The following is a 21,606-nucleotide window of genomic DNA, read 5'->3' on the forward strand; positions in this document are numbered from 1 at the left end:
TATGTCACTTCTTTCTTTTACTTCTTTTTTGCTGTTAATTCTCTACGCTTCCAAATGGTCCGATGTCCAGAGGATTCTTGTTCTGAACTGCGTCTGTCCCATCAGCATCTTCTGATATACCGTAACCTTTTTTATCACCTGCTGTCACTTCTTGAATCTTATCAAGAAAAACTGCTCCGTACTGTTCATATTTCTTAAATCCCATACCGTGTACTTCAAGCAATTCCTCTTTTTCAAATGGAACAAGTACACACATCTCATGTAATGTACGATCTGAAGCGACCATATATGGCGGAATTCCTTTTTTCTTTGCCAAAGAATAACGCACAGAGCGCAATTCTTCGAATAATTCTCGGCTTTTATCTGTAAGATTCCCGAAACTCTCTCCCTTTCTATGAGACGCTTTCTTTCCACTTCCGGACTTCTTCTTTTCTGTAAGTTCTGACTTCTTGCAGCGAAGTTTCAATTCTCTCGATTTCAGTAATTCTTCTGACCGGTCTGTCAGTTTCAGGATCGCATAACGATCTGCGCTCTGTTGAAGGTATCCGTGTTCGAGCAGTGTATAAACTACGTCTTTCAGCCTCTGCTGAGAACATTTACTCTGTCTTCCATAAATGGAAAGTTCATTCATCCCTGCACTTCTGATCTTCGCTGTATTCGCTCCCGCCAGTGTGGAAAGGATCATTGTCATACCGTATCTCTGTCTGGATTCGCGCACACACTCGATCACGTCTGCCGCAATCTCTCCGACATCAAACTCTACGAATTCTTCCAGACAATTGGAACAATTCCCACAATGTTCTTCTGTCTCTTGTCCAAAATAATTCAATATGTATTTTCTAAGACACATGCTTGTCGTACAATAATTACTCATCTTACGCAGCCGGAGAACATCCTGTTCCCGGATCACCTGGAGTTCTTCTTCTGTGTATTCTCCAATCTGCTCTTTACTATCCAGCAGGAGCTGATTGATCATGATATCCTGCGGTGAATAGAAAAGGATACATTCTGCCGGTTCTCCGTCTCGTCCGGCTCTGCCTGCCTCCTGGTAATAATTTTCCATGCTCTGCGGCATATTATAATGAAGTACAAAACGGACATTGGACTTATCTATTCCCATTCCAAATGCATTCGTTGCGATCATAATCTCTGTCCTGTCATAAATGAAATCTTCCTGACTTTCATTTCTTGCCTCTGTCCCCATTCCTGCGTGATATCTTCCGACAGAGAATCCGGCATTCTGCAATTCCAAATAGAGTTCATCTACATTTTTTCTTGTTGCACAGTAAATAATTCCGCTGTCTTCTCTGTGCTGTGTGAGATATTCCTTGATTGCTTCCTTCTTCCCACGCGCCGTTCTTACTTCGAAGTAAAGGTTCTCTCTGTCAAAACCGGATACATTTATATAAGGAGATTCAAGATCAAGTACTTCAAGAATGTCTTCTCTTACTTTCTGTGTTGCTGTTGCTGTAAATGCACTGACGACCGGGCGTCTTGGAAGCTGGCGGATGAATTCTGTGATCTTCACATAACTTGGGCGAAAATCCTGTCCCCACTGGGAAATACAGTGAGCCTCATCGATTGTCACCATGGAAAGTTCTGTATGACATGCAAAGTCCAGAAACCGTGGTGTCAACAAGCGTTCCGGAGCGACATAGATCATCTTATATCTGCCTGCTGCTGCCAGTTCTAATGCTTTTGTAATCTGCCGTTCTGTCAGTGCACTATTAATATACGCTGCATGAACTCCTGCTTCATTCAGTGCCTTCACCTGATCGATCATCAATGAAATCAGCGGTGATACTACGATCGTGATCCCAGACATCAGAAGTGCCGGAACCTGATAACAAAGTGATTTTCCTGCTCCGGTCGGCATGATTGCCAGCACATCTCTTCCATTCAAAATCTGATCTACAATCTCCTCCTGTCCTTTACGGAAAGAATCGTATCCAAAAATTTCTTTTAATATCTGTGTTTTTCTACTGTTGCTTTCCATCTACTGATGCCTTTCACCTGTTGTTAACTTTCACTTCTAAAATCCAAACATTGCATTCAGTCTTTCCAGTCTTTCTTCAAATTCCGGATAAAACTGTGCTTCTTCCTCTGCCTGATAAGGCATTTGATAAAAGTTGCGGAGAACCACAACCGTCAGTACTTTCGCGTTCTGCTCATCAAGTTCTTTCATTCCTTCTTCACAGTTCTTAAGAAATGTATGCCATCTCCACACGAAATCTTCGTATCTCTTCTGATCTGCAATTCCAAGCCACTTCTTAATCTTCACTTTACCACGTTCCTGCTTCTTACACTCATGCACCTGGATAAAATACTTGAATCCATTCTCCTCATAAATACGTCCAAGAGGGAACAAACGGCAGATTCCCGGTCTGTATCCATGAATAGAACATCTTCCATCTTTCAAGAACAGACAGGCTTCTTCCTCTCCTGCCATCTTTAAATTAGGAAGTACCATCCCGTCAACTACATTCAATTCCAGATAGTTTGCAAGCAGTGTATCAAAATTCTCTTTTTTTCCGAGTTGCAATCTCCACAGATCCATTGGATCCAATATGATGGAATTTCCCATTCCCTGGCAGCATGCAGAGCAGCCTTCACAATCATGACAGTCCACCTTAACCATATCTCCGGAGGAATACAGACGTCCGTCTGAAATTTCATTAAGATCTACTTCGCGCTTCATTTTTCTATCTCCAATTTCTTCTGAATTTAATCGTGTTCTATTAGTATAATACAGATGGACTGTTGGTTGCAAGAGCTGTGTTATTGTTCGCGGTTGGTCAACATAATTTACAAATGATACAAAAAAGTTGTTGATGGCACAGGAAACTACACTATCATCGCGCGCCCCTGCTCATCAACAACTTTCTATTTCACATTATAAATGATTAATCAATCTTAATCCTCGTATCCGTTTGGATTCATGCTCTGCCATCTCCAGGAATCTTCACACATCTTGTTCAGATCTCTCTCAGCTACCCAGTGCAGTTCTTCCTTTGCCTTGGAAGCATCACAGTAACATGTAGCAATGTCACCTGCACGACGTGGTTTAATCTGATAAGGGATCTCTTTTCCACAAGCTTTGGAGAATGCTTTTACCATATCAAGTACGGAATATCCGTTTCCTGTTCCAAGATTATATACGGAAACTCCTGCTTTCTCTTTCAGTTTTTCTACTGCGCGGACATGTCCGATTGCAAGATCGACTACGTGAATATAATCACGTACACCTGTTCCGTCATGTGTATCATAATCGTCTCCAAATACACCAAGACACTCAAGTTTACCGATTGCGACCTGTGTAATGTATGGAATCAAGTTGTTCGGGATTCCCTTCGGATCTTCTCCGATCAGTCCGCTCTCATGAGCTCCGATTGGATTGAAGTAGCGAAGAAGTACGACATTCCACTCCGGATCTGCTGTATGAAGATCTGTCAGGATCTGCTCCAGCATCCATTTTGTCCATCCGTATGGGTTTGTACATGTTCCCTTTGGACACTCTTCTGTGATCGGGATAAATGCCGGGTCACCATATACTGTTGCAGAAGAACTGAAGATGATATTCTTCACGCCGTGATTTCTCATTACATCACAGAGAACTAAAGTTCCGGCAATGTTATTCTCGTAGTATTCGAGTGGTTTAACAACTGATTCACCTACTGCCTTGAGTCCTGCGAAATGAATAACCGACTCGATCTCTTCTTTCTCAAAGATCTCGTTCATTGCTTCTTTGTCGCGGATATCTGCTTTATAGAACTTCAGGTCTTTTCCTGTGATCTGTTTTACTCTGTCTACAGCTTTCTCTGATGCGTTGTAAAGGTTATCTGCGATTACAACATCATATCCTGCATTTAAAAGTTCTACACATGTGTGGCTTCCGATAAATCCGGCGCCTCCTGTTACTAAAATTGCCATTTTAAAATTCCTCCTCTGAGCTTTATTGCTCAAATTGCTGCTCCTCACAGTAACTGTGTTCAGCAGCTTGCTTATCTTTGCTTTGTTGTCTCTGATTATAACACATCCACCACAAAAATCTTTATACGAATAGTTCCTCTTATGGTAAAAATGTTGCATGATTATTATGATTCACAAATTCTGTAACTGACAACACATAATCTAATCCCACAATTTCTGTGGATAAAGACCTTCGTCTTTCAAAGCCTGTACCGCTGCAACTACAACCGGCTTGTCCTCTTTGTATGTAACTCCATACCATTTATCTTCGGATTCAAGCACTCTTACGGTTGCTCTGCCCTCTGCCAGAAGGTCACTGACTACGGATGGCAGGAAGTACTCACATTTCATCGGATTCTCCTTAATACCTTTATCAAGGAATGCCGGGAATCCTGCTTTGATCTCATCTAAAATACTTCTTGTGAATCCCCACATATTCATGGATACAAGAGTATCTCCGTCGATAGTTGTCCATGTCTCTCCGTCGTCTTCTGAGAAAGCGATTCCACCGTCACGCTTCTCGATCTTTGTACGCTCTGTGATTCCAACCAGCTCTTTCGCCTCATTGAGTTCACATACGCCACGAGCAACATGTCCGTTATCTGTAACTGTATTCTTCAGACGATAACCTACCATTGTATAACGGTACTTATCATCATCTTCATGTGTTGTAAGAAATTCATAGATCGTCTCAAATGCATGACGTCCGTAATAATCGTCCGCGTTGATTACTGCAAATGGTCCATCCACCTCATCGATCGCACTTAAAACAGCATGTGCTGTTCCCCAAGGCTTTACACGTCCTTCCGGAACTTCGTAGCCCTCCGGAAGATTGTTCAGATCCTGGAATACATACGCTACATCCATGATCTTCTCAATTCTCTTTCCAACGGCTTCTTTAAAATCTGCTTCATTTTCTTTCTTAATAATAAATACGACTTTCTCAAATCCTGCGCGTTTTGCATCAAAGATCGAGAAATCCATAATAATATGTCCTTCCTGATCTACCGGGTCAATCTGCTTCAGCCCGCCATATCTGCTTCCCATTCCTGCTGCCATAATGACCAGAACCGGTTTCTTCATAATGAAATCCTCCAAATATTATTAAATATTATGTTGCCTGACGGCAATTACATTTCTATTGTATGACATATAGCTAAAAAAATCTAGATGGAAATCAAAGAAATACATGCACAAAAATCCATGCATTTCATCCCACTGAGATCATAAAATGCATGGATTTTCCTGACTGTCAGGTTATTTTACTGATGTTATTTCACATTAAATGCGTCATTTCCCGGATATACTGCGCTTGTTCCAAGTTCTTCCTCGATGCGGAGTAACTGATTATATTTCGCTACACGCTCCGAACGGCTCGGCGCTCCGGTCTTGATCTGGCAGGTATTCAGTGCTACTGCAAGATCTGCAATCGTTGTGTCCTCTGTCTCACCGGAACGGTGGGAAGAAATTGCTGTGTAACCTGCTTTGTGTGCCATCTTGATTGCTTCAAGAGTCTCAGATACAGATCCAATCTGATTCAGTTTGATCAGAATAGAATTTCCGCATCCAAGCTTAATTCCTTTCGCCAGTCTCTCTGTGTTTGTGACAAAAAGATCATCTCCAACCAGCTGGACTTTATCTCCCAGCTCTGCTGTCAGCTTTTTCCAGCCTTCCCAGTCTTCCTCATCAAGTGCATCTTCGATTGAGATGATCGGATATTTCTCTACCAGTTTCTTCCAGTGGTCAATGAGCTGTTCTGAAGTATAAACTGTTCCTGCCTTTGGAAGTTTATACTCTCCAATCGTCCCTGTCTTCCATTCTGAAGATGCCGCATCCATCGCGATCTTGAAGTCTTTTCCAGGCTCATATCCAGCCTTCTTCACAGCCTCAAGAATTGTCTCGATTGCTTCTTCGTCTGATTTCAGTGCCGGGGCAAATCCACCCTCATCACCTACAGATGTTGCAAGTCCTCTGTCTTTCAAGATTCCTGCAAGTGCATGGAATACCTCTGTACACCAGCGGATGCATTCTTTAAAAGACGGTGCTCCCACCGGCATGATCATGAACTCCTGCACATCCAGTCCAGAAGAAAGTGCATGACACCCGCCATTTACAATGTTCATCATTGGAACAGGAAGTCTGTTTCCATTCACTCCTCCAAGGAAACGGTACAGCGGAATCTCAAGTGCATCTGCTGCCGCTCTTGCACATGCGATTGAAACCGCAAGAATTGCATTTGCGCCAAGATTTGATTTATCTTTTGTTCCATCTGCCTGGATCATTGCCTGATCAATTGCATAAGTGTCTCCTGCATCCATTCCAACCAATGCACTGTTGATCGTTGTATTAATATTTTCTACTGCACGGGAAACACCTTTTCCACCGAATCTTGACTTGTCTCCATCACGAAGTTCAAGTGCCTCAAATTCTCCGGTAGAAGCACCACTTGGAGCTGCACCTCTTGCTACAGTTCCATCTACAAGATGCACTTCTGCCTCAACCGTTGGATTTCCGCGTGAGTCGATAATTTCTCTTCCAATTACTTTTTCAATTTCCAGATAATTCATAGTTGTCCATCCTTTCTGAGGACTCCCTCGCCTGTGTTCAGGTATTACAGACAAAGGAGTATACATGATTTATTCACACAGTTAGTTTTCTCTAACCATATGTATTCTATCAAGTTTCTTTACAAAACGCAATATTTCTACATGATAATGATTCTCATTTTATAGGCTTCTACATATTATCTGCACTTGCTATTATTTATATTCTTACTTTTTTATAAATACTCCCTCAGCTTCTCAACCTTCTCCATATCTGTCGCCCAGCTCGTAGCAAATCTGACTACCGTATGTTTCTCATCCGTCTTCTCCCAGAAGCTGACCCTGACATTCTTCTCAAGTTCTTTCAGCTTCTCGTCTTCCATCTCAACAAAGATCTGGTTCGTCGGGGAATCAATATAGAAATCATATCCTTTTTCTTTCAGGATTTTCTTCAGTCTCGCAGCTGTTTCGATTGCATTCTTACTGATTTTCATATACAGATCATCTGTAAATAACGTATCAAACTGAACACCAAGGAACCAGCCTTTGGCAAGCAGTGCTCCGTGCTGTTTGATCAGCGTCACAAAATGTCTCGGTGCATTTTCTTTTGTAAATACAACTGCCTCTCCGCAGAAGGCACCTACCTTTGTTCCACCAATATAGAAAATGTCACAGTATTCTGCAATATCTTCCATTGTCACATCTGTATCTTCTACTGCAAGACCATATCCAAGACGTGCTCCATCGAGATACAGTGGAATATGGTACTGCTGACAGATATCAGAAAGCTCTGCGAGCTCGCCACGTGTATACAGTGTGCCATACTCTGTTGGGTGAGAGATGTAGACCATCCCCGGAAAAACCATGTGTTCATGATTCCCATCACTATAAAACTGATTCAAATAATCTGCCACATCTTTGGGCTGAATCTTTCCTTCCAGCTGCGGAAGGGTCAGTACTTTATGACCGGATGCTTCAATCGCACCCGCCTCGTGTGATGCAACATGACCTGTCTCAGCCGCGATAACACCTTCATAGCTCTGGAGCACGGAATCAATTACTGTCTGATTTGTCTGTGTTCCTCCCACAAGGAAGTAAATGTCTGCCTCCGGGCATTTACATGCCTGACGGATCTTTTCCTTTGCGAATTCACAATATGAATCATTTCCGTATCCTGTAATTCCTTCTTTATTTACTTCTGCCAGTCTGCGCAGGATTTCCTCATGTGCGCCTTCTGAATAGTCATTTTCAAATGAAATCATTTCTTAGCTTTTCCTTTCTTTCTGAATGTTGCATTTTTATTTACAGTTCTTTTCTCCGGAGATTTCTTGCTCCTTGATTCATTTTTTGTTGTGATCTTCTTAGCAGTTCGTTTGTCAACGGTCTTCTTTTTTCTCACGCTGTATCCAAACGTTCCGATCTTTTTTCCAAGTCCAAGATATTCTCCATGGGAATATGCCAGAAGACCTGTCTTATTGAGTTCGAATTTGCCCTTCTCATCCATATAGGACTCGTCCACCTGAACCGCTTTCACTTCTGCAAGAAACATATGGTGACTTCCAAGTTTCTCAATTTTTGTCACTACACATTCAATATTGACCGGTGCTTCTTCAATGACCGGTGCGTAAGTAAGCTTCTCTGCCTTTTTCGCAGTCAAATGACACTCTTTCCATTTATCCACATCCCGGCCGGAGCGCACACCACAGTAATCAGTCGCATGGGCGAGCTGTTCGGTTGTCAGATTGATCACAAACTCTCCGCTCTCTTCAATCATATGATACGAATATCTTTCCGGTCTTACGGAAATGTATACCATCGCCGGATTTGTACATACAGTTCCTGTCCATGCAACGGTAAAAATGTTCGTATTTCCTTCTTTATCTGCCGTACTTACCATAACTGCCGGAAGCGGGTAGACCATATTACCGGCTTTCCATACCTGTTTCGCCATTTCTCTTTCCTCCTGAAAACCGTCCCCTGTTACGGAGACGGTTCTGACTTTTCTATATTAAAAATTCTTATAACTGTTCTTACTGCTGCAATGCTGATACAAGTGCCGGAACAAGCTGTTTCTTACGTGATACGACACCTTTGAGCATCAGTTTCTGTGCATTATCTTCCAGATCATAAGCTCCGATAATCTTCTCTCTTGACTCATTACCACAGCAGATCAGTTCCGAAGATTCTGTAATAATATTTGTCAGCATAAAGAAAATCATATCCAGACTGTGATTTTGTCTTGTCTTTTCCATCTCCGGAAGTACTGTTGCCTTAATCTCTTCAAGCTCTTCTTCGCTCATTGAATTCACCTGACCAACACCAAATACCGTATCATTCACTGTAAACTGTTTGAAATCAAGGAAAAGAATCTCTTCTGCTGTCTTTCCTTTCAGGTTACTTCCTGCCTTGAACATTGCCTGCGCAAGCTTCTCTATATTGATCCCTGCAATCTCTGCAAGCTTTTTCGCTGTGCTTTCATCAAGTGGTGTGCAAGTTGGGGAACGGAACATCAATGTATCGGAAATGATCGCGGAACAAAGAAGTCCTGCATTCACCGGATCTATTTCGACACCATTTTCCTCGTACATCTGAGATACAATTGTTGCTGTACATCCAACCGGCTGATTTCTGAAAAATACAGGTCCGATCGTCTCGATACTGCTCAATCTGTGGTGATCAATAATCTCCTGGACATCTGCCTCTTCCACTCCGTCTACTGCCTGGTTCTTCTCATTATGATCAACAAGGATTACCTGTTTCTTGCTGACATTGAGAAGTCTTCGTCTGGAAACAAGACCTAAGAACTTTCCATCTTCATCTACAACAGGGAAGTCGCGGAAACGCTTGCGTGCCATCACTTCTTTCACATCATCTACATAATCATTCTTACGGAATGTTACAAGTTGATCCTTTGTCATGAAAGATCTTACCGGAATACTTTGGCTGATATGCTGCGCTGCCGTAAATGTATCATGCTGTGTCCAGATAACGACAATTTCTTTTGCCTCTGCCTGACGCAGAATATCTTCTGAGATCGGATCATTCTGGCAGACTACCATACAGCTTGCATCCAGATCAACTGCACACTGCTGTGCATCAATTCGATCCCCAATGATAACAAGATCATCTTTCTCGATAAAGCTTGTCATCAACTCTTTGCTTGATGCTGCAACAGTTACTTTTCCTTTATAAAAATAACCATGTTCATTTCCTGTTACAATTTCACCTTCTACTGCCGCTGCAATATTACGGTACTGTGTTCTTGCCTTCGCAAGCATTGTGTTATCATAGACTTCCATATAGGATTTCGCAATATCACCTTTTGTGATCACACCTTCCAGCACACCATTACGTGTGATCGGAATCGTATGAGTATTCATCTCTGACATCTTTTCCCATGCTGTACGGATTGAGAGGCTTCCCTGAATTTCCTGACTTTCTTTCAATTCCACATTTTTAATCTGTTCTCTAAGATCAGAAAGTAATAACGGAACTTTTACGCCAAAGTGTTCCAGTACATATTGTGTCTCCTCGTTAAGCTGCCCTGCACGACGAGGCTCATACGTTTCTCCGGTAATCTTTGTCTTAAGATTTGCATAAGCAATTGCTGTACAAATAGAATCTGTATCCGGATTCTTATGACCTACAACATACACCTTTTTATTCTCAGCCATTTTTCTATCTCTCCTTCTCAAATTTATCTCTTATTTACTTTTACACTCACATCAATTTATCTCTGTATTCTGTCGTCTTACATGAACAGCTTCTTCATTAAGTATTAAACCTGACAATTCACTATTCAATAAGTAGAGTAACATTTTTTTTCTATTAATCCAACCGCATTTTTCATTTTCTTCACGGATTTTGGCTCTTTTGTTGTATTTTTTCTCATACATATGTTATACTTTTGATTAACGAGAAAAAGAAAATGAGGTGCTTTTAATGAGCGAAGAAATGAAAGAATTACAGACAAATGAAGTAACAGAAACAATGGCAGACTATGAAGATCATTTCGATGATGCGAATCCATGGAACAGAGTCCAGGATTATATGGATAAGAAAACTGTTCTTCCTGTTAAAATTGAAGGTGTTGTCAACGGTGGCGTAATTGTAATGGTAGAAGGACTTCGCGGATTCGTTCCGGCTTCTAAGCTGTCCCTTTCCTATATCGAGAATCTGGAAGATTATCTTCTCAAGGATATCGAAGTACAGGTGATTGATGTTGACCAGGCGAATAATCGTCTTGTCCTTTCTGCACGTGAGCTTCTGAAGGAAAAGGAAAAAGCAGCACGTGATGCACAAATTGCAAGTATGAAGGTTGGAACTGTTCTGAAAGGAACTGTAGAAACACTTCAGAACTATGGAGCATTTGTAAAGTTGGAGAACGGACTTTCCGGTCTGGTTCACGTTTCACAGATCTCCCAGAAACGTATAAAAATGCCTTCTGATGTTCTCACAGTTGGCGATGAAGTTGAAGTGAAAGTCATCGGTATCAAAGATGGCAAGATCAGCCTTAGCATGAAAGCTCTCGAAGAAGACAAAGAGAAGGCTGAAGAGAAAGCTGAAAAGGTTGTGATTCCGAAAGCGGAAGATATCGGAACAAACCTTGGAGATCTCTTTAAAAATATCCAGTTATAGAAATTGGTGCTGTGATCCTGTTCAGATTGATAATCTGCGTAATTGGCAGCATGATACAGAAAAAGTCCCTTTCAGAAGTTTATTTCTTCTGAAGGGACTTTTCTATTTTCATAGTTTCAATAATTCAGCAATATTTATTATGCACAAACATTCTCCAGAATCTCTTCCAGTGCATTCTTACTGCTAGTGTGACAACGAACCACATCTGCATTACATCTGCCGGCTTCTTCTACTGCACAGCGAACCATTTTATGGGATACTGTGTTTGTGAAAAGAACGATCAGATCAGGACTTCCAATCTGTTTGCTTAAGCTTGCTGACATCTGGGTGAAGATCTTCGCCTTACAATTAAACTGTTTACAGACTTTCTTATACTGACATACCATTCTGTCATGTCCTCCAATGATTACTACACTCATACTGAACCTCCTGAAATTAAGATCTGATTATCTATTGCTTTACTTATTACTTTCCTGTATGTTTTATGAATTCATTTCCACATATCTTCCTTGTTCGTTAGTTGTGTCTAACCTATGTATTTACTATACTATAACGGAAACGTAATATCAATATTATTTACTGATAATGTTTCTCATTAGAATAAAGAATGTGCCTTGGCACATTCTTGCGCCTGCGGCGGTCGCTTGCGACACCTACCTTGTACGCCGCAGTGCGCATCCTGAGCGGAGCGTTTTTTATATGTTAGGAAAGAACTTTCCTAACATATAAAAAAGAACTACCGGGACAAACCTCTATAAAAGTTAATCCCGGCAGTTCTTTTTCTTGCCTTTTTTATTTTATATTGTTTCACTCAAGATTGCTGTTCACAGTAACTACTCAAGTTCTGTTCTTTTATTTTCATCCAGCAGATTCTTCATACTTCCAAGGCTTATCATCAATGTAGACGCATTGTGCAAAAGTGCAGATACTGTCGGCTGGACAATTCCTGTCACGCCAAGCAGAATCAGTCCTGAATTGATTCCGACGATATTTCTGTAATTCTTATGTATCCGCTTCATCATGGCATTTGCCAGAAGTTTCAGCGTCACAACTTCACGCAGATCATCTGCCGCAATCGTGATATCTGCAATCTCTCTTGCAATCTCTGCGCCGTCACTGATCGCAATCCCCGCATCCGCTGCTGAAAGAGCAGGTGAATCATTGATCCCATCACCGATCATAATTACTTTTCTTCCTTCTGCTTTTTCTTTCTCAACGAAATTCGCTTTATCTTCCGGAAGAACCTCAGCATAATACTCATCAACGCCAACGCGTTTCGCAATTGCCGCCGCTGTACGTTCACTGTCACCTGTCATCATAACGACTTTACGGATACCGGCTTTCTTCAGATTACGAACCATTTCTGTTGCCTCTTCACGAAGTGGGTCTTCAATGCAGATAACTGCAACAAGTTGTTTCTCGATTGCCAGATACAGATGAGAGTATTCTGGTTTTAGTGAATCGTATCTATCCTGATATTCGGATGGAATCGTACATCCTTCATCTTCGAAAATGAAATGACTGCTTCCGATCAGAACCTTTTTATCATCAATAGAGGAAGAGATTCCATGTGCCACAACATATTCTACCTTTGAGTGCATTTCTTCATGAGACAAATGTCTTTCTTTCGCTGCATCTACAACGGCCTTTGCCATAGAATGAGGAAAATGTTCTTCCAGACATGCTGCAATACGAAGCAGATCATTTTCTGAGTATTCACTGAAAGCAACAATCTCTTTCACTGTCGGCGTTGCCTTTGTCAATGTTCCTGTCTTATCGAAAACGATTGTATCTGCATCGGCCACGGCCTCTAAGAACTTACCACCCTTTACTGTGATATTGTTCTCGCCTGCCTCACGGATTGCCGAAAGTACAGTGATCGGCATCGCAAGCTTCAATGCACAGGAGAAATCTACCATCAGAACAGATAGTGTCTTCGTAATATTTCTTGTCAGGAGCCAGACTGCACCTGTCCCCAGTAATGTATATGGAACAAGTCTATCTGCAAGATGTTCTGCCTTCCCTTCTACAGAAGACTTCAGTTTTTCAGAATCCTCGATCATTGTCACAATCTTTTCAAATCTGGTAGAGCCTGATACCGCTTTGACAAGAACTTCAATCTCACCTTCTTCGAGAACTGTTCCGGCGAAAACAGACTGTCCTACACTTCTTCTTACAGGAAGTGACTCACCTGTAAGAGATGCCTGATTGACCATTCCTTCACCAGTAACTACTTCCCCATCAAACGGGATCACATTTCCCATACGGATCACAACATGGTCTCCCGGCTCAATATCTGATGATTTTACAAGAATCTCCTGTTCATTTCTCTTCAGCCACACTTTATTGACATTAAGTGACATACTGCGCGCAAGATCTCCGACAGACTTTTTATGCGTCCATTCTTCTATGATCTCACCAATTCCAAGCAGGAACATGACAGATCCGGCTGTAGCATAATCTCTACGGAATACGGAAACGCTGATTGCTGTAGCATCCAGGACAGGAACCTCTATCTTACCATGCATCAGGCAACGGATTCCGTGCCAGATATATTTCACTGATTTTACAGATGTAATCACTGCACGGACCGGCATTGGAAGGAATAACTTGCTTCCATAATGAAGAACTGTCTTCATGACCAGCTTTTCCTGATAAACAGCATTCAGCTCTCTTCCAGAACCTGCAGCAACATGTTCCGGAAGAATTGCATTTTCATAAGAAAACTGCTTCAATAAATTCAAGATCTCTTCCTTATCTCCAACATAACAGATCACAGCATCTGCGGTGCGTTCATATACTTTTACATCTGTTACATTCTTCTGATTGGAGAGAAACCAGGATAGAGTATCCGCCTCCGTATATGTCATCCTTTTCTGGACAACATGGATACGAAGGCGGCCATTGATCTCATGCTTTACAATAAATTTCATAGAGATTTAAACTTCTTCCTCTTTGAAATCCTGCGCACCTATATTCTCTTCCTGAGTTTCTGTCTCTTCTGCTTCTTCTGCTTCGTAGACAGCCTCAGCCTCTTTTGCTGCACGTGACTCATTGATCTGCTGAGCCTCTGCAAGGATATCTTCTGCATTCTCCTGAACAGTTGTTGCTGTCTTCATCACACAGTCTTTTGCTCTTAAAACTGCTGCTGTACAGTTTGTGTAAACTTTCTTTGCATCATCACTTGCAAGAATTTTCACTCCCGCTGTTCCGAAAAGAACACCTCCTGCAAAGATTCCTGCTTTTTTCAATTTAAATATATCCCACATTGTATAAAACCTCCTAAAATTTTTATACATCATATCAACTCACTATGCGGATAGTCAATTCTAACTGCATTTGTCGATAAATTTTATCGTTTATTATCCGGTAATTTAATTGATGTTACTTTTTGATCTTTTACATAACCGCAATGTTTCAGTCCTTCGCGGATCACCTTGTTCCACCCTGTTTCCGTAAGTTTAAAGATCGTATCATCATCCAGCATGATGATACATCCCCCATCTTCCGGACAATCCTGCGCACAATCAACTTTATACATATTTTTTCTGTTGATTGCTCCGATTTCTTCTAATGCATTGATCATTCTGTAAACAGTTGCCACACCGATCTTTTCATCTGCCTGGGATGCCTTATAAAAGATTTCTTTACAGCTTGAGCATTCATTTTCTAAAATAATATCAATCAACATTTTACGCTGTTTTGTGATCCGGCACCCGTTTTCTTTTAGTTTTTCAATAATCTGTTCTTTCTTACTCACGGTACACCTCCTGCTTCCTGGTTTTCGCTGTATCAGTTGCTTTGCCATCTCTCACAGAGTTTTACTCTTATGAGATAGAAGTGACCTCATACCCTGCTTTTTTTACTGCATTTTTCAAATCTGTCAGATCAATTTCTCTGTCGTAGGAAACTTCTGCACTATTGTCCTTTAAATTCACTTTTGCAGTAATACCGTCCAATCCATTCAATGCATTTGTTACGGTATTCGCACAATGCTCGCAGTGCATTCCTGAAATCTTCAACGTTTTTCTGCCAATCACCGGACCGTCTAAAAACTTTGTTTTTGCTTTCTTGTTGCTTCCTGAACCGCCTCCGCAACAAGGACCTTCTCCTTTAAAATGTTTGATTGATCCTTTCAGAGCCAACCCAAGCAAGATGATTACAATTAATATAATGATAATATCTGCCATTTTGTGATCCCTCTTTTAGTCTTCTTTCTCTTCTCTGTTTTCTCGCCATTTCTTGATCCACAGATAAATCTGATAGATGGATACACCAACAAGGTAAATCAAAAGAAATGCACCAAATGCGTAAAACATAGAACCTGTTGAATTTCCCATTCTAATCACCTTTTACTTTTTCTTTGTATATTGAGATTTTCCAGCTGCCGCACTGCATCCGCCGCAGCTTCCACAGTTGCCACTGCATCCGGCGCATCCGACATGTTTCCCTTCTTTATGGTTCTTATATCCTTTATAAATGAGAAAAATACAATATCCGATAATTAAAGTTATTATTACAATATTTGCTATCATTGTCATCAACACCTCTTTTTTCTCTTATTATAACAGAGAGCCGGATACATTTCCTGCATCCAGCTCTATTTTTCAAGAACGCTTTCACGTTCTTGTTTCTCTCATATTACGCTGCCTGCACAGAACGTTTTGAGTATACTTTCTGATCTTTGTACGGATCTGGTCTGAAGAGCATGAACAGAAGGAAGATCAATAAGATAAATCCTACTGCTGTACCTACGCCAAATGCTCCGCCTGTTACGAAAGATCCTACCTGGTATACGATCAGGCAAACAACATAAGCAAATACATTCTGGAACAGGATTGCAAACCAGAACCATTTTCTGGACTGCATCTGCTGTGCCATTGTCGCGATTGCTGCAAGACAAGGTGAGTCAAGCAGGTTGAACAGAAGGAATGTAAATGCTGCAATTGTTGACGGGAACCAGGAAGCAACTCCCTGCGCTACTGTCACTGCGTCTTCTGTATCTCCGGACACATTTGCAAGAACTCCCATTGTAGAAACGATTGCTTCTTTCGCTGTAAATCCTGAGATAGATGCTGCTACAGGCTGCCACTCACCAAATCCAAGTGGTGCGAACAGTGGAGCGATCACTCCGCCGATTGCTGCCATCAAGCTGTCTGCGCTGTCTTCTACAAGTCCAAATCCATCTGCTGTAAATCCGAATCCTCCAAGGAACCACATTACTACGCATGCAAGGAACAGGATTGTTCCGGCTTTGATGATGAATCCTTTCAGTCTCTCCCAAACATGAAGGAGAACTGTCTTAGCCTGTGGAATATGGTACTGTGGAAGCTCCATTACGAACGGAGCCGGTTTTCCTGAGAAAGGTTTTGTCTTCTTCAGGATGATTGCAGAAACAAGTACTGCAACGATTCCTACAAAGTACATCAATGGTGCAATGAAGGAGCTCTCCTGATATCCTGCTACTTCACCGGCAATAACTCCACCCATCATAGCAATAACCGGAAGTTTTGCTCCACATGGGATAAATGTTGCTGTCATGATTGTAAGACGTCTGTCGTTGTCCTGCTCAATTGTCTTGGAAGCCATGATTCCAGGGATTCCACATCCTGAAGAAATCAGAAGCGGAATAAAGCTCTTGCCTGAAAGTCCGAAATGTCTGAACACACGGTCCATGACGAATGCGATACGTACCATGTATCCACAGTCTTCAAGAATAGACAGGAAAAGGAACAGGATTGCCATCTGTGGAACGAATCCAAGTACTGCTCCAAGTCCGCCGATGATACCATCCACTACAAGTCCGTTGATCAGATCACTTGCTCCGACATTTGTAAGGAATCCTCCAACTGCCTCCTGAATGGCTCCAACGAATGTATCATTTGTCCAGTCTGTTACAAATGTACCTACTGTTGTGACAGATATGTAATATACAAGCCACATAACTGCAATGAAAATCGGAATACCGAGGATACGGTTTGTAACGATACGGTCAATTTTATCCGATGTTGTCAGTTTTTCTTTTGCTTTTTTAACAGTAGTTCCTACAATTTTCTGAATAAACTGATAACGTCCGTCAGTTACAATACTTTCCATATCGTCATCATGTTTCTTTTCCAGTTTTGTTCTTTCATCTTCAACAACTGCTTTTGCTGCACCTGAGAGCTTTATCTGATCTACAACTTTGCTGTCATTTTCAAGGAACTTTACAGCGTACCATCTTTTTTTATCTTCTGTAATTGTATCAGGAAGGATTTCCTTTACGCTTTCTACAGCAGCTTCTATATCTTTTGCAAAGATCTCACTAGGAAGTTTTACTTCCTTCTGCTTTGCAACTTTGATTGCTTCATCGATCAGTTCATCCAGACCTTTCTGCTTCAATGCTGAAATCTCAACAATTGGGCATCCGATCAACATGGAAAGACGTTTTACATCAATCTTAATGCCTCTCTTAGCGAGAAGATCGCACATGTTCAATGCGATTACAACCGGTACTCCTGTCTCAACAAGCTGTGTTGTAAGATACAGGTTACGTTCGATGTTAGTTGCATCAACAAGGTCGACGATTACATCCGGATTCTCATTCAGAACGTAATCACGGCTGACAACCTCCTCAAGTGTATATGGAGAAAGGGAATAAATTCCCGGAAGGTCAGTTACTGTAACGTCTTCCTTTTTGTATTTCTTATTCTTGATCTTACCTTCTTTTTTCTCTACCGTTACTCCCGGCCAGTTTCCAACATACTGGTTGGCTCCTGTAAGAGCATTAAACAGTGTTGTCTTACCGCAGTTCGGGTTTCCTGCAAGTGCAATTGTGATTGCCATTACTCTCTTTACCTCCTTAAATTCTAGAATCTCTCATCAGGTTCTTTGTATCTGTAGGCTTATTTAACCTCTACACACTGTGCATCTGCCTTTCTGACAGTAAGCTCGTATCCACGAACTGTAATTTCAACCGGGTCACCAAGTGGTGCAACTTTTCTGATAAAAAGTTCACTTCCTTTTGTTATTCCCATGTCCATAATACGGCGTTTGTAAGCACTGTCTCCTTCGATTTTTGTAACTACAACAGTAGTTCCTACTTTTGCATCACCTAAAGTCATAACACATACTCCTTTCTTAATTTACTCATCACTTTTTCAGCGTCTCAATCAGATCATGATATGGCGCGCCATATCAGCATTTACTGCTACTCTCGAATCTTTAATATTAACAATAACGTTACCGCCAATTGCAGATAGCACGATCACTTCTGCTCCGGGCACAAATCCAAGATTCGCAAGAAAACGCTTTGTCTCATCATTTCCGCTTACTCTCTTAATTGTATTGGTTTCGCCAATGTTGGCCATTGTAAGTGGCATAATCTCACGCTTCTTTCTTAAATGATATTAGAATCCATTCTCATTTGATATAGATTATTAAAAACAGTTGAGATTGATAATTTTTTTCATTTTCTCTTCCGCTCGTAAGTTAGTATATGCTAATCTCTATTAGTTGTCAATGACTAATTTGCAGTTTTTCTATTTTTTTCTGTTCAACGACTTTCCAAATCTATGTTGAATTTGTCTGGCAAATTATTTGCTGTGAGGAATAAATTATGATATACTAAGCAAAGACATGAAATTTCACTGTAAATAGTGATACAGATAAATTATAATTTATTATATAGAGGAGGCCATTACCTATGCATGTAAATGAATCATCTGAAAATTATCTGGAGACAATCCTCATGTTAAGCAAAAAGCTTCCTGTCGTACGTGCCGTCGACATTGCAACAGAGCTTAACTTTAAGAAATCAAGTGTCAGTGTGGCAATGAAAAAGCTCAGAGAAAGCGAACACATTATTGTATCTCGTGAGGGCTATATTACATTAACAGAATCCGGACAGGCGATTGCTGACATGATATATGAGCGTCACACTCTTCTCTCTTCCTGGCTTGAGAGACTCGGAGTTGATCCACAGATTGCCGCTGATGATGCTTGTCGTATGGAGCATGTGATCAGTGAGGAAAGTTTCAATGCAATTAAGAAGCATATTGTTTCTCATTCTTAAAACGAAAAAGCACTAACAGAAGAGTGATATCTCTTCTGTTAGTGCTTTTTTCTTACTTTTACTTATCGTTATAATGATACCTACATGGTAAATACACAAGCGGAGTTGGTGGGATTCGAACCCACGTGCCCCGGAGGGCTAACGCATTTCGAGTGCGCCCCGTTATGACCACTTCGATACAACTCCTTCTCTTGCATCTGCCAAAGCAGACACAAGAATAATTATAGCATTTTCCTCTGAAAAATCAAGGGAGAATTTGCTTATAGTTTTTCTCTTTCTTTCATAATCCAGTCAATCACCTGTTCCAATCCTTCTCCCGTTTTTGCACTAACCGGAAGAACAACTGCATTTGGATTTAATTTCAAGATACGTTCCTTAGCAAGTTCAAAATCAAAATCAAAATACTCCAGAGTATCTATTTTATTGATCAGCACTAGATCACTTACCTGAAACATCAACGGATATTTCAGTGGTTTATCGTCCCCCTCAGGCACACTAAGAAGCATCACATTCTTATGTGCCCCAGTATCGAACTCTGCCGGACAGACAAGATTCCCGATATTTTCAAGAATTAACAGATCAAGGTTCTCTGTATCATATTCAAGCAGTGCGCGCGATACCATATCCGCATCAATATGACACAATCCGCAATTATGGATCTGAATGGATTCCACGCCTGTCAGATCTGCGACTCTCTGTGCATCTAGACTTGTCTCGATATCTACATCCATCTCACCAATTCTCAGCTGATTTTTTATTCTGTTGATCAATGCACTTAATAATGTTGTTTTTCCACTCCCCGGTCCGGACATGACATTTAAGAATAGTGTCCCCTGGGCACTCATTTTCTCGCGGATTGCCTTTGAAGTAGCATCATTATCCGCAAATACACTTTCTTTTATCTCAATCACTCTGACGTTTCCCATGTTTTTATTCCCTTCTTTTATATATTATGCATTCACTTCCTGTATCTTTTCCAACAGATAATCAGCCAATTCCTTCATACCCTCTCCTGTCTTTGCAGAGATGTAAAAAATCTTAATCTGTGGATTCAATCTTCTTGCACATGCTTCAACATAGTCTTTTCGGAAATCAAAAACAGGTAATGCATCGATTTTGTTTATCACTAACACATCAGATACTTCATACATCAACGGATATTTTGCCGGTTTATCGTCTCCTTCCGGAACTGAAAGAATTGTCAGATTAAAGTTTGCGCCTGTATCAAACTCTGCCGGGCAAACAAGATTTCCAATATTCTCAAGTACAACAAAATCCAGCTCATCTCTGTCAAATGCTCTTATTCCTTGCCGTGTCATATCTGCATCTAAATGACACATTCCTCCTGTATGCAGCTGAATCGATGGAATTCCCGCCTCGATCAGTGTATTCGCATCTACATCAGAATCAATGTCTGCCTCCATCACACCCCACTTGATTTTCCCTTCAAAATACGGTTTCAATGCCAGAAGCGTGCTTGTCTTTCCACTTCCCGGACTGGACATCAAATTCATCAGACACGTTTTCTGTGCCTTTAATTCCTGACGTAACACCTGTGCATCTGCATTGTTGTCTTCAAGAATTGTTTCTTTTAATTCTATTACTTTTGCTTTTTCCATGCGTTCTCCCCTCGGTGTCGAACACCGCTATTATTTTCTTTTCATTATAACAAAAAGAAATAATTTTGTACATTTGTTTAGTCACTCATAAATTTTATCGTTACAAATATAATAAATACGTATATAATAGATATGATATCAAAAACAGGCTCTTCCTTCTTATCTATATTACTTTCTAAGGGGGACTCTCATGAACCACAATACACTCGTAATTGAAATCAAATCTACACTTGATAAACTTATTGCTGCCAGAACTAGTCTTGGTTATGATTACATTGTGTATGGATTACTCTTGATAAACGAGGATCAGACTCGTGTATCCAATATTACCAAAGCTTTGTACATCGATATTGCTGCCCATTATGAGACAAGCTGGTCTTGTGTAGAAAAAAACATCCGCAACACGGTCAATGCAATCTGGACTTCGGAAAATAAAACTATTCTTGAAATGATTTTCAACAGAACCTATATGGACAGAAAACCAACGAATAAAGAATTTTTGAATATTTATACGATTTTATTTTCTTATCACAAGAAACCGTCCCGACCCAATCAGAAGAAAATGTATCTTCCATCCTCTGCCCTGTCTGTAACAATAAATGTCAGGTACTCGAAAGCATGCTTTCTTTTGTGGCAAAACGACTTCAACCTGAACCTGACTGCACGCATGTATGAAATATAATAATCAATCCGTTTTTCAAAAAGGACCTCCCTTCAATCATCGGGAAGCCCTTTTTATATCTGAAATAATTATAATTTTTTACATTTCTTATAGTGTCTTTTT

23 protein-coding genes and 1 tRNA gene are annotated in these 21,606 nt (G+C 40.8%); 3 read left to right on the forward strand and 21 right to left on the reverse strand.

Features of this window, described 5'->3' with window-relative positions; translation table 11 throughout:
- Positions 1 to 34: 34 nt before the first annotated feature.
- The 8 genes from recQ to LI126_RS04365 all read right to left on the reverse strand — a co-directional run bounded on the left by recQ (position 35) and on the right by LI126_RS04365 (position 10,186).
- Positions 35 to 1,996 (reverse strand): DNA helicase RecQ, encoded by a 1,962-nt coding sequence (gene recQ, locus LI126_RS04330; RefSeq protein ID WP_227164916.1) that lies wholly within the window; start codon positions 1,994 to 1,996, stop codon positions 35 to 37.
- A gap of 36 nt (positions 1,997 to 2,032) precedes the next feature.
- Entirely contained in the window at positions 2,033 to 2,698 is a 666-nt protein-coding gene (locus LI126_RS04335; RefSeq protein WP_055156682.1) for a YkgJ family cysteine cluster protein, read from the reverse strand.
- Positions 2,699 to 2,913: 215 nt separating this feature from the next.
- On the reverse strand, positions 2,914 to 3,930 hold the full coding sequence (gene galE / locus LI126_RS04340) for a UDP-glucose 4-epimerase GalE (protein ID WP_117497225.1): 1,017 nt from the start codon (positions 3,928 to 3,930) through the stop codon (positions 2,914 to 2,916).
- Positions 3,931 to 4,131: 201 nt separating this feature from the next.
- Complete coding sequence (locus tag LI126_RS04345; protein WP_055148135.1) at positions 4,132 to 5,052, reverse strand: nucleotidyltransferase family protein; 921 nt, start codon at positions 5,050 to 5,052, stop codon at positions 4,132 to 4,134.
- Positions 5,053 to 5,240: 188 nt separating this feature from the next.
- A complete protein-coding gene (eno, locus tag LI126_RS04350; RefSeq protein WP_015529725.1) occupies positions 5,241 to 6,536 on the reverse strand; it encodes a phosphopyruvate hydratase in 1,296 nt (431 codons plus the stop codon).
- A gap of 212 nt (positions 6,537 to 6,748) precedes the next feature.
- Positions 6,749 to 7,774, reverse strand: coding sequence for a threonine aldolase family protein (locus LI126_RS04355; protein WP_227164917.1), 1,026 nt, complete (start codon positions 7,772 to 7,774; stop codon positions 6,749 to 6,751).
- Entirely contained in the window at positions 7,771 to 8,463 is a 693-nt protein-coding gene (locus tag LI126_RS04360; RefSeq protein ID WP_054753988.1) for a flavin reductase family protein, read from the reverse strand. Before LI126_RS04360 ends, LI126_RS04355 begins: the two co-directional genes overlap by 4 nt.
- 79 nt (positions 8,464 to 8,542) lie before the next feature.
- Positions 8,543 to 10,186, reverse strand: a complete 1,644-nt coding sequence (locus tag LI126_RS04365) for a putative manganese-dependent inorganic diphosphatase (protein WP_015529722.1) — start codon at positions 10,184 to 10,186, stop codon at positions 8,543 to 8,545.
- 268 nt (positions 10,187 to 10,454) lie between these two features.
- Between LI126_RS04365 and LI126_RS04370 the strand changes: the two genes are divergently transcribed.
- Positions 10,455 to 11,150, forward strand: coding sequence for a S1 RNA-binding domain-containing protein (locus LI126_RS04370; RefSeq protein ID WP_015529720.1), 696 nt, complete (start codon positions 10,455 to 10,457; stop codon positions 11,148 to 11,150).
- A 137-nt stretch (positions 11,151 to 11,287) separates the two neighbouring features.
- Here LI126_RS04370 and LI126_RS04375 read toward each other — a convergent pair whose 3' ends face one another.
- The 10 genes from LI126_RS04375 to LI126_RS04415 form a co-directional block, all read right to left on the reverse strand.
- Entirely contained in the window at positions 11,288 to 11,569 is a 282-nt protein-coding gene (locus tag LI126_RS04375) for a DUF2325 domain-containing protein (RefSeq protein ID WP_055156688.1), read from the reverse strand.
- A 414-nt stretch (positions 11,570 to 11,983) separates the two neighbouring features.
- Positions 11,984 to 14,083, reverse strand: a complete 2,100-nt coding sequence (locus LI126_RS04380) for a heavy metal translocating P-type ATPase (protein WP_227164918.1) — start codon at positions 14,081 to 14,083, stop codon at positions 11,984 to 11,986.
- 6 nt (positions 14,084 to 14,089) lie between these two features.
- Positions 14,090 to 14,419 (reverse strand): DUF6110 family protein, encoded by a 330-nt coding sequence (locus tag LI126_RS04385; RefSeq protein ID WP_055148145.1) that lies wholly within the window; start codon positions 14,417 to 14,419, stop codon positions 14,090 to 14,092.
- A gap of 83 nt (positions 14,420 to 14,502) precedes the next feature.
- Positions 14,503 to 14,910, reverse strand: coding sequence for a Fur family transcriptional regulator (locus LI126_RS04390; RefSeq protein WP_020435697.1), 408 nt, complete (start codon positions 14,908 to 14,910; stop codon positions 14,503 to 14,505).
- A gap of 67 nt (positions 14,911 to 14,977) precedes the next feature.
- Positions 14,978 to 15,340, reverse strand: a complete 363-nt coding sequence (locus LI126_RS04395) for a heavy-metal-associated domain-containing protein (RefSeq protein ID WP_055163071.1) — start codon at positions 15,338 to 15,340, stop codon at positions 14,978 to 14,980.
- Between the two features lie 15 nt (positions 15,341 to 15,355).
- The gene (locus tag LI126_RS15695) at positions 15,356 to 15,490 is read right to left on the reverse strand and encodes a hypothetical protein (protein WP_015529715.1); all 135 of its coding nucleotides are present in this window, start codon (positions 15,488 to 15,490) and stop codon (positions 15,356 to 15,358) included.
- Between the two features lie 12 nt (positions 15,491 to 15,502).
- A complete protein-coding gene (locus tag LI126_RS04400) occupies positions 15,503 to 15,685 on the reverse strand; it encodes a FeoB-associated Cys-rich membrane protein (protein ID WP_054753981.1) in 183 nt (60 codons plus the stop codon).
- 106 nt (positions 15,686 to 15,791) lie between these two features.
- The gene (gene feoB, locus LI126_RS04405; RefSeq protein WP_227164919.1) at positions 15,792 to 17,975 is read right to left on the reverse strand and encodes a ferrous iron transport protein B; all 2,184 of its coding nucleotides are present in this window, start codon (positions 17,973 to 17,975) and stop codon (positions 15,792 to 15,794) included.
- A gap of 59 nt (positions 17,976 to 18,034) precedes the next feature.
- Positions 18,035 to 18,253: a FeoA family protein gene (locus tag LI126_RS04410; RefSeq protein ID WP_015529712.1), complete on the reverse strand. Its 219-nt coding sequence runs from the start codon at positions 18,251 to 18,253 to the stop codon at positions 18,035 to 18,037.
- A 48-nt stretch (positions 18,254 to 18,301) separates the two neighbouring features.
- On the reverse strand, positions 18,302 to 18,511 hold the full coding sequence (locus LI126_RS04415; protein WP_055148154.1) for a FeoA family protein: 210 nt from the start codon (positions 18,509 to 18,511) through the stop codon (positions 18,302 to 18,304).
- 323 nt (positions 18,512 to 18,834) lie between these two features.
- Between LI126_RS04415 and LI126_RS04420 the strand changes: the two genes are divergently transcribed.
- Entirely contained in the window at positions 18,835 to 19,203 is a 369-nt protein-coding gene (locus LI126_RS04420; RefSeq protein ID WP_015529710.1) for a metal-dependent transcriptional regulator, read from the forward strand.
- Positions 19,204 to 19,303: 100 nt separating this feature from the next.
- Here LI126_RS04420 and LI126_RS04425 read toward each other — a convergent pair.
- From LI126_RS04425 to hypB (LI126_RS04435), 3 genes are all read right to left on the reverse strand, one after another.
- Positions 19,304 to 19,389: transfer RNA gene (locus LI126_RS04425), tRNA-Ser, on the reverse strand.
- 74 nt (positions 19,390 to 19,463) lie between these two features.
- Positions 19,464 to 20,129, reverse strand: coding sequence for a hydrogenase nickel incorporation protein HypB (gene hypB, locus LI126_RS04430; RefSeq protein ID WP_055148156.1), 666 nt, complete (start codon positions 20,127 to 20,129; stop codon positions 19,464 to 19,466).
- Positions 20,130 to 20,153: 24 nt separating this feature from the next.
- On the reverse strand, positions 20,154 to 20,822 hold the full coding sequence (gene hypB / locus LI126_RS04435) for a hydrogenase nickel incorporation protein HypB (protein WP_055156696.1): 669 nt from the start codon (positions 20,820 to 20,822) through the stop codon (positions 20,154 to 20,156).
- Between the two features lie 190 nt (positions 20,823 to 21,012).
- On the opposite strand from hypB (LI126_RS04435), the gene LI126_RS04440 reads away from it, so the two are divergent.
- Positions 21,013 to 21,504, forward strand: a complete 492-nt coding sequence (locus LI126_RS04440) for a sporulation initiation factor Spo0A C-terminal domain-containing protein (protein ID WP_227164920.1) — start codon at positions 21,013 to 21,015, stop codon at positions 21,502 to 21,504.
- Positions 21,505 to 21,606 lie beyond the last annotated feature (102 nt).

It is taken from the genome of Mediterraneibacter sp. 210702-DFI.5.30 (assembly GCF_020560115.1).
GTDB classification, from domain to species: Bacteria; Bacillota; Clostridia; order Lachnospirales; family Lachnospiraceae; genus Mediterraneibacter; species Mediterraneibacter faecis.